Genomic DNA, 12,166 nt, shown 5'->3' with positions numbered 1-12,166 from the left:
GGAGCGGCACGTGAATATCATTGTTCTGCGCCCGCGCGGGGCCGGGCAAAGCAAGGTCCTGCCCGCTGCCATCGAGCAGCCGCACCGAGATTGGCGTGACCGGCTCGTTGAAGCGCAATATGGCCGCCGCTGGCGCTGCCGCCACGGTCGCCCCATCGGCGGGTTCCGCCCCCAGAAGTCCGGCGTGTGCCGCCACGGGCAGCGGAGCAACAAGCAGAAGAAGGGCCAGCAACAGGCGGATCATCGGTGCATTCCCATAAAGGCGGGGAGAGGCGAAACCGCCCCTCCCCCTTCAGACTTACGGCTTCGGTGTGAGCTTCAAGCCGGGGGCCGGTTCTTTCAGGCTATGGGGATCTTGCCCCGCCGCAGGGATTTCGATCCAACGGTGCGCCGCGCCCTCGCATTCCTGCACGACCGGCCACCACAGCACCGTATTCGGCGCATCGGGAAGTTTGCCGCGCAAGACGAACTCGTCGTAATGGGCATCAAGGAGCGAGCCGGTCCAGATCACTTCGGTCACGCCTTCGGTGATCTTGCCGCCGTGGCCATCATCCAACGGAACGGCCAGCTTGGCTTTGACAATATCGAGGGTCCAACCGGCTTTCGGCATCGGCTTAACCGAGGAGACGCCATCGGGCACCTTCACGCGGACCTTCAGGCTCGGCTTGCCCTCGCAGCCGTGGCCGACGCGGACGACGGCCTTATAGGTGCTGCCCGCAACGGCTTGGCCGGTTTCGAGCGTGGCATGGGCAAAAGCGGAGGTTGCGACAAGCGACAGGGACGCCGCGCCCACAAGGGCGGCAATGGAGAGTTTCATTTTGGAAATCCTTCAGAAATGGGGAGAGCAGGCCGAAGCCCAGCTAAAAAATCCACTATCCGAAGGTCGGCGGGTCGCGTGGTCGATAGGGCGGTGGGGCCGCGTCCGAGCTTCGCACGACGGGGGACAGAACCGGCCAAGGGGCGGCGACGGTTTCCAGAGCAGGTAGGGGCGCGTGTGGTGGCAGCGCCGCAACAGCAAGGCGCAGGGGCTGCGGCAGACAGCAGAGGATACAGCTTGCGTCGGCGTGACCAGGGGCATGACCGGGCGGGGTGCCCGTGCCGTCATCCATCCCGCCCGGAGCACAGAAAACAATCGCGCTGCCGAACAGCGCGGCAAGCTCGGTGCGGGCAGAGTTTAAAGCGCGTTGATCCTGCGACGCCGCCGCCATCGGCGCGAACAGGTTGCCAAGCAACGCCCCGATCAGCAGCAGCGCATTGACGCGCTTAAACAGCGAGAACCGCATTAGTAGAGCGGCGCATTATGCTCGACCGTCGCCGCGACGATGGTCAAATCATCGTCAAGATGCCGCACCTGGTTTTCGGTCAGGCGGCGCAGCAGCCCTTCCGGCAGGTCAAGATCCTCGGCTAAGGCCGCATCGCGCCACAGGTTGAACTGGGCTTCCGCCACCCGCGCCCCATCGAAGCAGAAGCACTCCGATAGCGCATCGGAATAGACCAGCACGCGGGAGCGCTGGGGCAGGGGCATGGTGGCGTCGATATAGACTTCATGTTCCGACACGCCGAGTGGCAGGCCCGTGCCCGATAAGGGAATGGTCACGCCCGTATCGCGGTCGTAAACCACCGCCGCTTCCCAGGCCGCGCCGGTATAATGGATCAGCCCCGCGTTAGGATCGACGACGCAGTAGAAGGCCGCCGCGAACTGCCCGAACGGTAGGAGCCGCGACAGGCGCCGGTTCAACAGCGTCATAAAATGCCCGGCATGCTGGGCGTGATCGCGCAAATCGGCCAAAAGCGCATGCAGGCGGAAGGCGTTCACGGCTGCGACGACGCCGTGCCCCGTGAGATCGCCCAAGAAAATCCCAAGCTTGCCGTTGGGCAGGCTGAAAGCGGTCCACAGATCGCCACCGACTTCGGTGGAGGGGGCAAGCCGCGCGCTGATTTGAATATTCAGCGCGTCGCTAATCTCGGCGATTTCGCCCGCCGAAGGCTGCAAATCAAGCTGCATGCGCCGCGCAACTTCCAGCTCGTCCGACACGCGGTCACGGAACTGAGTGAGTTCCGACAGCAGGCGCCGGTTTTCCATCTGCAAGTTGGCGACATTGCGAATGTTCTTCACGAACAGCTTCAGCAGCATCTGCACCAGCGAGTCCGAACCCTCAAGGCTCTGGGACAGGATCGCGGCGGGGAAGATGCGGCAGGTGGTCGGCTCTTTTGCCCGCACGGTCGCCATGCGCGGCTTATTGTCGATCAGCGCCATTTCGCCGAACAGGCCGCCCGCGCCGGTTTCACCCAGCTTTAACGCGCCGCCAGGGCCGGATTTGAAGACCTCGACGCTGCCTTCTTCGATGAAATAGAAGCAGTCGCCGGGGTCGCCCTCGCGCACGATATCTTCCCCAGCCGCAAAGCTGGCGCGTTGCACCAAGCCTTCTTCCGGCGCCGTGGGGGGCGCAGAACTATCGAGATCCAGGGAGGTCGGCGGGTGTGTCATCAATGCAGGAATCGCCAATTTACGCGGCACAATGGCATGAACGCGGGGGGCTTGAATAGGGTTTCCACGCGCAAATGACGAAAGTTTCATCTGCTGTGGCGCGCGCGACCCTTGCCAAGCCGCAGCCTACCCCCGTAAAGGAAAGCCGGGCGCGCGCGTCTTTCCCTTGCCGTGCCCCGTTCTTTTCAGACCGGATATCATGGCCCTTTCCGTTGTCATTCTGACCTTCAATTCCGAAGCCAGCATTGCTGCCACCCTGGCCAGCGCCGCGCGCGTGTCCGACGACATTCATGTCGTGGATAGCGGTTCGACCGATCGAACGCTCGATCTGGTGCGGGCGGCGGGGGCGCATCTGGTTCATCATCCCTTCGAAAACTACGGATCACAACGGAACTGGGCCATTCAAACATTACCGCTAGCTTACGGCTGGCAATTGCACTTGGATGCGGACGAACGTTTGTCCGATGGTCTTGTTGATGCCATTTTAGCGCTACGACAGCAAGGATTTGCGGGCGATGTGGTGGGATATTTCCTTCCCCGCCTCACCATGTTCCTCGGGCGCGAACTCCGTCGCGGTGGATTATACCCCAATTGGCACATGCGCCTGTTTAAAACCGGGCATGGCCGTTGTGAAATGCGCAAATACGACCAGCATTTTCTGTGCGATGGCACGACGGCGCAAATCCATCAACCGATGCTCGACGATCAACGCATGAGCCTGACCGAATGGACCGCCCGGCATAACCGTTGGTCCGACGCCGAGGCCGACGAGATCGAAGAAGCCAGCGCCGCAACCGGCCTTGTCCAACCAGATTTCAACGGAAATCCGGTGCAGCGCAAGCGCGCTTTGCGGGGTGGTTATTACAAAGCCCCGCTGCTTCTGCGGGCGTTTCTGTTCTTTCTCTACCGCTATATCATTCGCCTCGGTTTCCTCGACGGGAAAGAGGGGCTGATTTACTGCGTGTTGCAAACCCTGTGGTTCCGCTTTTTGGTCGATGCCAAGCTCTATGAGCGCCGCCTTGCGCGTCAGGAGCGGAAATCGTGAGAATCGCTTTCCACGATTACCCCGGCCATGCCTTCCCGGTGCAACTCGCCCGCGCGCTCGCCAAGCGCGGCCATGAGGTGCTGCACCTGACCTTCAGCGAGTTCCAAGCGCCGAAAGGCCCGCTTGCGCCGCGCCCGGACGATCCGCCCGGCCTGCACCTCAAGGCGCTGAGCCTCGGGACCGCGTTTAAGAAATACAGTTTCGTCCAGCGCGCGCTGCAAGAGCGCCGCTATGCCAAACTGCTGGTGGACGCGGTGGCTGCCTTCAAGCCCGACGTGATCCTGGGCGGCAATGCGCCGCTCGACCCGCAGGCCAAACTGCTGCGCTTCGCCCAACGCCATAAAACCGGCTTTCTCTTTTGGCACCAGGATGTTTACGGCGTCGCCATGGATAAGATCCTGCGCGCGAAAATCCCGGTGTTCGGCGCGCTGATTGGGGCGTGGTACAAGGCGCTGGAAAAACGCCTGTGGCGCGCCTCCGACCAAATCGTCGCCATTACCGAGGATTTCGTACCACTGCTGACCGCCGAGGGTATTGGCCGCGAGCGCATCGCCGTGATCGAGAACTGGGGCGCGCGGGAAGATCTGCCGCCGCGCCCGCAGGATAATCCCTGGTCGCAAGCCCATGGGCTCGTCGGCAAGATTGTGTTCATGTACTCGGGCACCTTGGGGCTAAAGCATAATCCGCAGTTGCTGGCGGCCCTCGCCCGCGCGTTTAAGGATGATCCCGACGTGCGCGTGTTGGTCGTGACCGAAGGCATCGGCGCGGATTGGTTGGCCGAGGCGAAGGCCCGCGAAGGCTTGGACAATCTCATCCTGCTGCCGTTCCAACCTTTCGCCGAGGTGCCAAACGCCATTGGCACCGGCGCGGCCCTAGTTGTGCTGCTGGAGCCGGACGCGGGGGTTTACTCGGTGCCGTCGAAAACGCTCGCCTATCTCTGCGCCGACCGGCCTCTGTTGGGGGCAATCCCACTCAACAATCTGGCGGCCAAGCTGATTACCCGCGAAGGCGCGGGGCTGGTGGCCGCGCCGGAGGATGAGGCGGGCTTCGTTGCCGCCGCCCGCCGCCTGCGCGCCGATCCGGCCTTGCGGGCCGAGATGGCGGCGCGCGGCAAAACCTATGCCGATCACGCTTTCGATATCGACCGCATCACCGATCAGTTCGAGCGCCTGCTGACCGAAGCGCGCGACCGGGCGCGGGTTTAAGGATCTTCCATGTCGCAACTCATCGACCTCGCCGCCCGCCTCGAAACCCTGCGCGCCGCCCGCGTCACCGCTGTCGGCGACGTGATGATGGATCGTTTCGTTTATGGAACGGTTGAGCGTATCTCGCCGGAAGGCCCGATTCCGGTCTTACGCATTCAACGCGAAACCACCGTGCTCGGCGGCGCGGGCAATGTGCTGCGCAATCTTCTGGCCTTAGGCGCGGAATGCTGCTTCGTCTCGGTGGTCGGCGATGATGCCGCCGGGCATGGCGTCACGGCGCTGGTGGCGGCGGAAGAGCGGGTGGAGCCACATTTGCTGGTCGAAACCAACCGGCAAACCACGGTTAAGACGCGCTTTGTTGCGGGATCGCAACAACTCCTTCGTGCCGACCAAGAAGAGATTTCGCCGATCCGCCCCGCCACCGTGGCCGATTTGCTGCGGCGAACAGAAGAGGCGTTGAACCAAAGCGGCGCGCTTACGCTCTCCGATTACGGCAAGGGCGTGCTCTGCCCCGAAACCTTCCGCGCGCTGCTCACCCTCGCCCAGCAAAAGCGCGTGCCGGTGATCGTCGATCCCAAGGGCCGCGACTGGACGCGCTATAATGGCGCGACCCTCGTCACCCCGAACCGGGCCGAACTCGCGGAAGCGACCGGGCTTTCCACCCATGATGAAGCCGCCATCGTCATCGCCGCCCGGCATATTCTGGCGACAACCAGCATCGAAGCCGTGCTGGTGACGCGCAGCCAGGATGGGATGACGCTGGTGACGCGCGAGGGCGCGCCCTTCCACGTTTCGGCGACCGCCCAAGAAGTCTTCGACGTCTCCGGCGCGGGCGATACGGTCGTTGCGGGTCTTGCGACCGCGCTCGCCGCCGGGTTCTCGCTCACCGACGCCTGCCTGCTCGCCAATGCCGCCGCCGGGATTGTCGTGGGGAAGATCGGCACCGCCGTTTGCCGCCTGGAAGACCTATCCGCCGCGCTGCAAGGCAGTGATTTGGCCGTGGGCGAGCAGAAGATCATCTCCCACGGGCAAATCGCCGATCTGGTTGGCGCGTGGCGGCGGCAAGGCTTGCGCGTCGGCTTCACCAACGGCTGCTTCGACCTTATCCACCCCGGCCATGTCTCACTGCTGACCCAATCGAAAGCCGCCTGCGACCGGCTGGTCGTGGGGCTCAATACCGATGCCTCGGTAAAGCGCCTGAAGGGCGATAGCCGCCCCGTGCAATCGGAAATGGCCCGCGCCATCGTGCTCGCCTCGATGGCGGCGGTCGATGCCGTGGTCCTATTCGGGGAAGACACGCCGCGCGATCTGATCGCCGCCGTGGAACCCGACGTGCTGGTGAAAGGGGCCGATTATACCGTGGAAACCGTGGTCGGGTCCGACCTCGTGCTGAAACGCGGCGGCAAAGTGCTTCTGGCGAATCTGGAAGCCGGGTTTTCGACCACCAATACCCTCAAGAAGATTGCGGGCGGCGCTTAGGAATCCTTGATCCAATAGTGGTAGCCATAGGCTTCCCCAAACCCTTGGGCCGCGTAGAGCGCGCGGGCGGGGGCATTGGCGGCCACGACCTGCAGATAGGCGCTCGTCGCCCCGTGTTGCGCCCCCCAGGCGAGCAGCGCCGCCGTTATCCGCTGCCCATAGCCGCGACGGCGATGTTCGGGCGCAACGACGATATCGAAAATCCCAAGCGCCCCCCGCTCCAACACGCCGAGCCCATAGCCGATGGGTTCGGCGGCCAAGGTGAGCGTTAGAAACCCAGCCTGCGGCACAATCCCGCTCAGAATACGGTCGTGCAGGGCTTGGCGGGCCGCAGGAACCCCATTCGCGGCTGCAAAGCCGTTGAGCCAGGCGGCGCTTGGCTGAGGCGCAATCTCGATATCCGTTGGCAAGCCGCCGATACTGCACGAAAGCGGGCGGATTAAGACCAACGTCGGGTCGAGCCGCCGATAGCCTGCGGTGGCGAGCGTCGCGTCGCTCTCCTCGGGGGCCAAGGGCGAGAGGCGGAACAGCGGCGGCAGACCGTGGCGGGCATATAGGGCTTCCACCTCCGGCAAAATCGCCTGAACCGGCGCGGCCCCGGCGTGCAGCGCATTGGCGGAATTGGCACGCTTGGTATAGCCCCCGGCAAAGCGTAGCGCCCATCCGGCCAGAAGATGGGTTTGCGGGGCGGGCCAGGCGTTCAGCGCCCGTTCCTCCAACGCTTGAAGATCGATCATCCTTCGCCTCAGGCTTGCAGCTTCGCAAAATGGGCGGCGCAGATGGTGCTGACAAACTCGGTCAGCAGCCGCCCGCACGCCTCGCCATCCAACGCGGTGGCGGGCAAGGTTTCCAGCAGTTTTTCGCGCGGGTCGAGCCGTTGTACCGTGAGCACGCCGGTCCGATCAAAGCCGATGCGCAGCTTTTCGCCCTCGGGTTGCCCATCGAAAAACAGCACGAACAGGATGGACGAGATAAACGGTGCCGGCCCGCGCTGGGGAATATCGCGCAGGTGAATGCCCGACTCGTCCAGCGCCTCGTTCACGTCGTGCAGGGCGTGCTGAAGCCGGGGCAGATAGAGCGTGCGCCAGAGTTCGCGGCAGCGCAGCAATTGGCTCGCCTCCTCCTCGGCGGCGACGCGCGCGGCTTTATCCCGAGCCGATATGATACCGTCGATGCTTTTTTTCTGCGCGATGATGGTTGCCAGGGCGGCGTGATAGGTGTGGGTCATGAGCAAGTTCCTCCGTCATCCAGGCCATTCTCGCGCACTAACATGGACAGAGTGTGTGCGGCGCGGTAAGCATGAAGGATGACCTCCGATGAAATGCGGGAGTCCTTAGGGACTGTTGGACACGGGGCAATCCACCCCCATCTGTTGCGAAACGATCCCCCAGAGCGGACAGAAGAGCCGAAGGTGAGACTATGAAAGGCTGGACCTTGGACGATATTGCCTGGGACCGTTTCCAGGTAAATTTGGTCGATCCCGATACGGTTAAGGTCGTCAAAGCTGCTGCCCTGGTCGAACATAACGGCTGGGAATACGCGGCCTACCTCAAGAACGTCTTCCGCGACGATCCTGGGTTTTGCGCCGCGACCGACGCCTGGGCGGCCGAAGAGGTTCAGCATGGCCAGGCCCTGCGCCGTTGGGCTGAGCTGGCCGATCCCACCTTCGATTTCGACGCTGCGTTTCATACCTTCGTCACCGGATATCGTCTGCCCTTGGATTCACAAGAATCGGTTCGCGGCAGCCGCGCGGGCGAGTTGATCGCCCGCTGCATCGTCGAAACCGGTACAAGCTCCTGGTATGCCGCTATTAAGGACGGAACCCAGGAACCTGTCTTGCAACAAATTTGCGCCGCCATTGCAGCCGATGAATTGCGTCATTACAAGCTGTTCTACAGCACCCTTAAGACGTACCTTGAAAAAGACGGCCTGGGGCGCTGGCAAAGGTTGCGGGTGGCGGCTACCCGTCTTACCGAGAGTGAAGACGATGAGTTGGCCTATGCCTATTACGCGGCCAACGGCACCGATGTTCCCTATGACCGCAAAACAAATACCCGCGCTTACGCCCGCCGGGCCTATGCCTTCTACCGCCCGCACCATGTAGATCGCTTCATGGCGATGATTTTCAAGGCCATCGGCCTCACCCCGCGCGGGTTGCTGCATCAGGTCGCCACGAAAGCCGCTTGGACCTATATGGCCAAGCGGACGCGGATGCTGGATAAGGAACTGGCGTAGGCCCAAGCGTTGCGCACCGAACAGGATTTGCTTCGGTTCGTTGAGGGCCAACCTGCGATGATGGACGCCTTGCGACAGGTCGAAGCGCTCGAGCTGCCCGATTGTTGGATCGGGGCGGGTTTTATCCGCAATGCTGTTTGGGACGTTTTGCACGGCAGGCCCTGGCAAGAACCCCAGAGCGACATCGATGTTGTTTATTTCGATGCGGTGGCGACTGACCCCAGCTTAGCGGGGCGCTATGAAGCGTTCCTGAAAAAAAGCCGCCCAGCGTTACTCTGGTCGGTCAAGAACCAAGCCACTATGCATCTTCAAAACGGCGATGCGCCGTATTGCGACACGGCTGACGCCCTTCGGTTCTGGCCCGAGCGTTGTACGGCGATTGCGGTGCGCTTGTTCCAGGGGCGGCTCGATCTTTTGGCCCCCTTTGGTATCGACGATCTCATCGCGTTGCGCGTTCGACCGACGCCGAAGTTTGCCCTGCGCTTGCCACTCTATCAGCGGCGCTTGAAAGCTAAAAATTGGGGCGCGCGCTGGCCCCGGCTCAGCGTCGAAGACTAACCCGCAACCTCCATCTGCCGCCGCCGCTCCACCGGGGCTTCCGGTAGCAGGCTGCGGGCGTGGCCGACGCAGCGGCCGCATTTCACTTGGCAGCCGTGGGCTTTGTAGAGGGCCGCGAGGGTCGCCGCGCCGCTTTCTCGGGCTCGGACCAGATCACGCTCGCTCAAGGCATTGCAGACACAGACGATCATGCGGCCCTCTAGGTTACCAAGGTCTAGCTTTAAGCGTTTAGCTTTTCAGCGGCTCGACCTGATGTTGCAGATAGTTTTGCAGGCCGATCTGTTCGATCAGCGCCAATTGGGTTTCGAGGAAGTCGATATGCTCTTCGGTATCCACCAGAATTTTCGTCAGCAAATCGCGGCTGGCGTAATCTTTGATCTCTTCGAGATAGGCCATCGCTTCGATCAGATCGGTCCGCGCCTGGGTTTCGAGGCGCAGGTCGCCCGACAGGGCTTCCGGCACGTCTTCGCCGATCAGCAGCTTGCCCAAGTCTTGCAGATTAGGCAGGCCTTCGAGGAACAGAATCCGTTCAATGAGCCAATCGGCATGGCGCATTTCATCGATGGATTCGTGATAGGTTTTCTCGCCGAGCCGATTAAAACCCCAGTTCTTATGCATGCGCGCATGCAAGAAGTACTGATTGATGGCCGTTAGCTCGTTATAGAGAATCTTATTGAGGTATTGGATTGCTTGCCGATCGCCCTGCATGGTGCCTCGCGCGTCTAAGGTGGGTGAAGGGGGAGTGCCGGCGGGTATCCCCTCTCCCCTTAGCTTAGCGCCAACCGGCGCGATCCGCGACCTTCAAGGCGTCGGGCGTGGCTTCCCCCAGCTTTGCGAGGTTCAAGGTGTCGACCTTGAACTTGCCGAAGCTGGCAAGAATGGGATCGGCCTCCACATCGGCACGCACCGGGAACTCCATCGTTCCGGCGGACATGACCTTCTGCGCGTCCTTGCTGATGAGGAATTCGAGGAACTTGGCCGCTTCGGCCTTGTTCGGTGCATTCTTGGTGAGGCCAACGCCCGACACGTTGATGTGCGCGCCGCGATCGGCTTGGTTCGGGAACAGAATGGCGATTTTCTCGACGATCTTTTTGTCGGCGTCGGAGCCGCCCTTAAGGCGGGCGTAGTAGTAATGATTGGTCAGGGCGATATCGGCTTCCCCGGCGGCAATCGCCTTGAGCTGATCCGTATCGCCCCCTTGCGGGGCGCGGGCGAAGTTGGCGACCAGGCCCTTGGCCCAGCTTTCGGCCTTATCGAGCCCGTCGTTAGCGATCAGTGAAGCGATCAGCGAGAGGTTATAGGTGTGGTTCGACGAGCGGGTCAGCACCTTGCCCTTTAACTTCGGGTCCGAGAGCGACTCGTAGGTCGCGATATCAGCGGGCTTCACCTTGTCGGTATTATAGGCGATCACGCGGGAGCGCACGGCGATGCTGAACCACTGCCCATCCGGGTCGCGCAGATTGGCCGGAACCACCTCGTCCACCGTGGCGGATTTGAACGGCTGCAACAGCTTGGCGTTCTTCAGGATGTAGAGATTGGCGGCATCGACCGTAATGATCACATCGGCGGGCGAGTTCGCGCCTTCGCGCTGCAAGCGCTGCACCAGGCCATTGATATCGCCTTGGACCACATTCACCTTAATGCCGGTTTCGGCGGTGAATTTGTCGTACATGGCCTGATCGGTCGGGTAATGGCGCGAGGAATAAACGTTCACATCCGCCGCCCCGGCCAGGGACGTGCCCGCAAGCCACAGGGCCGTGGCCGTTAGCGCTACGATATTCACTCGCTTAATCATCTTTGCCATCTTAGACCTCACTCCCGCGCATTGCGACGCATTCTCAACAGATCGCGACGATGCCATTGTTGCGAGCGAGTTGCAATAGCGTTCTTAACAGCGCTGGCCCAGAAAAAAAGCCGCCCCCGAAAACCGGAGGCGGCCTTGTTTTCTGTCTCGTCGAATTGGCCTTAGGAGGGCTTTTTCACCAAGGCCAACAGGCGCGGCAACTCGCCCGCAATCCCGCGCCGGAACAGCATAACGCAGACCACGAAAATCCCCCCGGTGATGATCGTCACCCAAGCCCCCGTTTCGGCCAGGTAATCTTGAATAAGCACGATAATCCCCGCGCCGACGATGGGGCCGAACAGCGTGCCGATACCCCCCAGCAGCGTCATCAACACCACCTCGCCCGACATGGTCCAATGCACGTCCGATAAGCTGGCGAGTTGCAAGGTGATGGCTTTCAAGCCCCCGGCCAGCCCCGCAAGGGCCGCCGAGAGCACGAAGGCGAGCAGCTTATAGCGATCCACCGAGTAACCGAGCGACCGGGCGCGCGGCTCGTTCTCGCGGATGGCCTTCAGCACCTGGCCGAACGGCGAGTGAACCGTGCGGTAGATCAGCAGCAAACCCGCTAGCACCACAACGAGGACAAAGTAATACATGGTCGTCGTCGGCATCAGATCGATCACGCCGAACAAATGCCCGCGCGGCACCGCTTGAATCCCGTCTTCCCCATGGGTGAAGGGCACTTGCAGGGCGACGAAGAAAATCATCTGCGCCATGGCGAGCGTAATCATGGCGAAGTAAATGCCCTGGCGGCGGATGGCGACCAGACCGAAGACGACCCCCATCAGGGCCGCGCTCGCACTCCCCGCCAAGAGCGCCAGTTCCGGCGTCCAGCCCCAAACTTTCGCCACATGGGCGGCCACATAGGCCCCGCCCCCGAAGAAAGCCGCGTGGCCGAAGCTCAGCAACCCGGCAAAGCCGAGCAGCAGGTTAAACGCGCAGGCAAACAGCGCAAAACAGAGGATCTTCATGATCGTCACCTCGTACAGCCCGGTAAAGGGGACGATGGCGAACAGAAAACCGAAGATTAGGAAGGAACGGGCAGCAGCAGGCGACATCGCACCCTCCTTTACGCGGTTTTGCCGAAGAGGCCCGCCGGTTTCACCAGCAGAACCAGGATCATCAGCACGAAAATCACCGTGCTCGACGCTTCGGGATAAAAGACTTTCGTAAGGCCCTCGACGATACCCAAGGCCACCCCGGTGATGATCGACCCCAGGATAGAGCCCATCCCACCGATCACGACGACGGCGAAGACAACGATGATGAGGTTCGAGCCCATCAAGGCCCCGACCTGATAGATCGGCGCAGCC

Annotated in this window: 15 protein-coding genes and 1 pseudogene; 5 read left to right on the top strand and 11 right to left on the bottom strand. The window is 62.0% G+C overall.

Annotated elements, in window-relative coordinates; translation table 11 throughout:
* From ACIQ36_RS12895 to ACIQ36_RS12880, 4 genes are all read right to left on the bottom strand, one after another.
* The coding region (locus tag ACIQ36_RS12895; protein ID WP_395829861.1) for a copper resistance protein CopC at positions 1 to 244 on the bottom strand (244 nt) is incomplete at its 3' end.
* A gap of 54 nt (positions 245 to 298) precedes the next feature.
* The gene (locus tag ACIQ36_RS12890) at positions 299 to 817 is read right to left on the bottom strand and encodes a YcnI family protein (protein ID WP_395829859.1); all 519 of its coding nucleotides are present in this window, start codon (positions 815 to 817) and stop codon (positions 299 to 301) included.
* 55 nt (positions 818 to 872) lie between these two features.
* On the bottom strand, positions 873 to 1,283 hold the full coding sequence (locus ACIQ36_RS12885) for a DUF2946 family protein (protein WP_395829857.1): 411 nt from the start codon (positions 1,281 to 1,283) through the stop codon (positions 873 to 875).
* Positions 1,283 to 2,488 carry a PP2C family protein-serine/threonine phosphatase gene (locus ACIQ36_RS12880; RefSeq protein ID WP_395829854.1) on the bottom strand — a complete coding sequence of 402 codons (1,206 nt, stop codon included), beginning with the start codon at positions 2,486 to 2,488 and terminating at the stop codon, positions 1,283 to 1,285. The genes ACIQ36_RS12885 and ACIQ36_RS12880 overlap by 1 nt, the downstream gene beginning before the upstream one ends.
* Before the next feature lie 199 nt (positions 2,489 to 2,687).
* Here ACIQ36_RS12880 and ACIQ36_RS12875 point away from each other — a divergent pair, with 199 nt between their 5' ends.
* The 3 genes from ACIQ36_RS12875 to rfaE1 are packed head-to-tail and all read left to right on the top strand — an operon-like array spanning position 2,688 to position 6,217.
* Positions 2,688 to 3,533 carry a glycosyltransferase family 2 protein gene (locus ACIQ36_RS12875; RefSeq protein WP_395829852.1) on the top strand — a complete coding sequence of 282 codons (846 nt, stop codon included), beginning with the start codon at positions 2,688 to 2,690 and terminating at the stop codon, positions 3,531 to 3,533.
* Positions 3,530 to 4,738 carry a glycosyltransferase family 4 protein gene (locus ACIQ36_RS12870; protein ID WP_395829850.1) on the top strand — a complete coding sequence of 403 codons (1,209 nt, stop codon included), beginning with the start codon at positions 3,530 to 3,532 and terminating at the stop codon, positions 4,736 to 4,738. Before ACIQ36_RS12875 ends, ACIQ36_RS12870 begins: the two co-directional genes overlap by 4 nt.
* Positions 4,739 to 4,747: 9 nt before the next feature.
* Complete coding sequence (gene rfaE1 / locus ACIQ36_RS12865; RefSeq protein ID WP_395829848.1) at positions 4,748 to 6,217, top strand: D-glycero-beta-D-manno-heptose-7-phosphate kinase; 1,470 nt, start codon at positions 4,748 to 4,750, stop codon at positions 6,215 to 6,217.
* Here the strand turns inward: rfaE1 and ACIQ36_RS12860 are convergent.
* Both ACIQ36_RS12860 and ACIQ36_RS12855 read right to left on the bottom strand, forming a co-directional pair.
* The gene (locus ACIQ36_RS12860; RefSeq protein WP_395829846.1) at positions 6,214 to 6,954 is read right to left on the bottom strand and encodes a GNAT family N-acetyltransferase; all 741 of its coding nucleotides are present in this window, start codon (positions 6,952 to 6,954) and stop codon (positions 6,214 to 6,216) included. The genes rfaE1 and ACIQ36_RS12860 overlap by 4 nt on opposite strands.
* A gap of 8 nt (positions 6,955 to 6,962) precedes the next feature.
* Positions 6,963 to 7,445, bottom strand: coding sequence for a hypothetical protein (locus ACIQ36_RS12855; RefSeq protein ID WP_395829844.1), 483 nt, complete (start codon positions 7,443 to 7,445; stop codon positions 6,963 to 6,965).
* Between the two features lie 191 nt (positions 7,446 to 7,636).
* Here ACIQ36_RS12855 and ACIQ36_RS12850 point away from each other — a divergent pair, with 191 nt between their 5' ends.
* A complete protein-coding gene (locus ACIQ36_RS12850; RefSeq protein WP_395829842.1) occupies positions 7,637 to 8,452 on the top strand; it encodes a ferritin-like domain-containing protein in 816 nt (271 codons plus the stop codon).
* Between the two features lie 9 nt (positions 8,453 to 8,461).
* A complete protein-coding gene (locus ACIQ36_RS12845) occupies positions 8,462 to 9,010 on the top strand; it encodes a nucleotidyltransferase family protein (protein WP_395829840.1) in 549 nt (182 codons plus the stop codon).
* Here ACIQ36_RS12845 and ACIQ36_RS12840 read toward each other — a convergent pair.
* The 5 genes and pseudogenes from ACIQ36_RS12840 to ACIQ36_RS12820 form a co-directional block, all read right to left on the bottom strand.
* Positions 9,007 to 9,201, bottom strand: coding sequence for a bacterioferritin-associated ferredoxin (locus ACIQ36_RS12840; RefSeq protein WP_395829838.1), 195 nt, complete (start codon positions 9,199 to 9,201; stop codon positions 9,007 to 9,009). The two genes, ACIQ36_RS12845 and ACIQ36_RS12840, sit on opposite strands and share 4 nt — an antisense overlap.
* Before the next feature lie 37 nt (positions 9,202 to 9,238).
* The gene (bfr, locus tag ACIQ36_RS12835; protein ID WP_395829836.1) at positions 9,239 to 9,718 is read right to left on the bottom strand and encodes a bacterioferritin; all 480 of its coding nucleotides are present in this window, start codon (positions 9,716 to 9,718) and stop codon (positions 9,239 to 9,241) included.
* Between the two features lie 64 nt (positions 9,719 to 9,782).
* Positions 9,783 to 10,814 carry a Fe(3+) ABC transporter substrate-binding protein gene (locus tag ACIQ36_RS12830; protein WP_395829834.1) on the bottom strand — a complete coding sequence of 344 codons (1,032 nt, stop codon included), beginning with the start codon at positions 10,812 to 10,814 and terminating at the stop codon, positions 9,783 to 9,785.
* A gap of 161 nt (positions 10,815 to 10,975) precedes the next feature.
* A complete protein-coding gene (locus ACIQ36_RS12825; RefSeq protein ID WP_395829832.1) occupies positions 10,976 to 11,911 on the bottom strand; it encodes a branched-chain amino acid ABC transporter permease in 936 nt (311 codons plus the stop codon).
* Positions 11,912 to 11,922: 11 nt separating this feature from the next.
* Positions 11,923 to 12,166 (bottom strand): annotated as a pseudogene (locus ACIQ36_RS12820) (branched-chain amino acid ABC transporter permease); the annotation flags it as partial.

Origin of the sequence: Elstera sp., from assembly GCF_044372965.1 — a bacterium.
Classification (GTDB): Bacteria; Pseudomonadota; Alphaproteobacteria; order Elsterales; family Elsteraceae; genus Elstera.
The sequence above is the reverse complement of the archived record's forward strand: the minus strand, read 5'-3'. Positions and strand labels throughout refer to the sequence as shown.

What these genes read in the sequence shown, in the direction of transcription:
- ACIQ36_RS12890 (WP_395829859.1), bottom strand. Translation starts at nt 817, where the DNA reads ATGAAACTCTCCATTGCCGCCCTTGTGGGCGCGGCGTCCCTGTCGCTT.
- ACIQ36_RS12885 (WP_395829857.1), bottom strand. Translation starts at nt 1,283, where the DNA reads ATGCGGTTCTCGCTGTTTAAGCGCGTCAATGCGCTGCTGCTGATCGGG.
- ACIQ36_RS12880 (WP_395829854.1), bottom strand. Translation starts at nt 2,488, where the DNA reads ATGACACACCCGCCGACCTCCCTGGATCTCGATAGTTCTGCGCCCCCC.
- ACIQ36_RS12875 (WP_395829852.1), top strand. Translation starts at nt 2,688, where the DNA reads ATGGCCCTTTCCGTTGTCATTCTGACCTTCAATTCCGAAGCCAGCATT.
- rfaE1 (WP_395829848.1), top strand. Translation starts at nt 4,748, where the DNA reads ATGTCGCAACTCATCGACCTCGCCGCCCGCCTCGAAACCCTGCGCGCC.
- ACIQ36_RS12860 (WP_395829846.1), bottom strand. Translation starts at nt 6,954, where the DNA reads ATGATCGATCTTCAAGCGTTGGAGGAACGGGCGCTGAACGCCTGGCCC.
- ACIQ36_RS12855 (WP_395829844.1), bottom strand. Translation starts at nt 7,445, where the DNA reads ATGACCCACACCTATCACGCCGCCCTGGCAACCATCATCGCGCAGAAA.
- ACIQ36_RS12850 (WP_395829842.1), top strand. Translation starts at nt 7,637, where the DNA reads ATGAAAGGCTGGACCTTGGACGATATTGCCTGGGACCGTTTCCAGGTA.
- ACIQ36_RS12840 (WP_395829838.1), bottom strand. Translation starts at nt 9,201, where the DNA reads ATGATCGTCTGTGTCTGCAATGCCTTGAGCGAGCGTGATCTGGTCCGA.
- bfr (WP_395829836.1), bottom strand. Translation starts at nt 9,718, where the DNA reads ATGCAGGGCGATCGGCAAGCAATCCAATACCTCAATAAGATTCTCTAT.
- ACIQ36_RS12830 (WP_395829834.1), bottom strand. Translation starts at nt 10,814, where the DNA reads ATGGCAAAGATGATTAAGCGAGTGAATATCGTAGCGCTAACGGCCACG.
- ACIQ36_RS12825 (WP_395829832.1), bottom strand. Translation starts at nt 11,911, where the DNA reads ATGTCGCCTGCTGCTGCCCGTTCCTTCCTAATCTTCGGTTTTCTGTTC.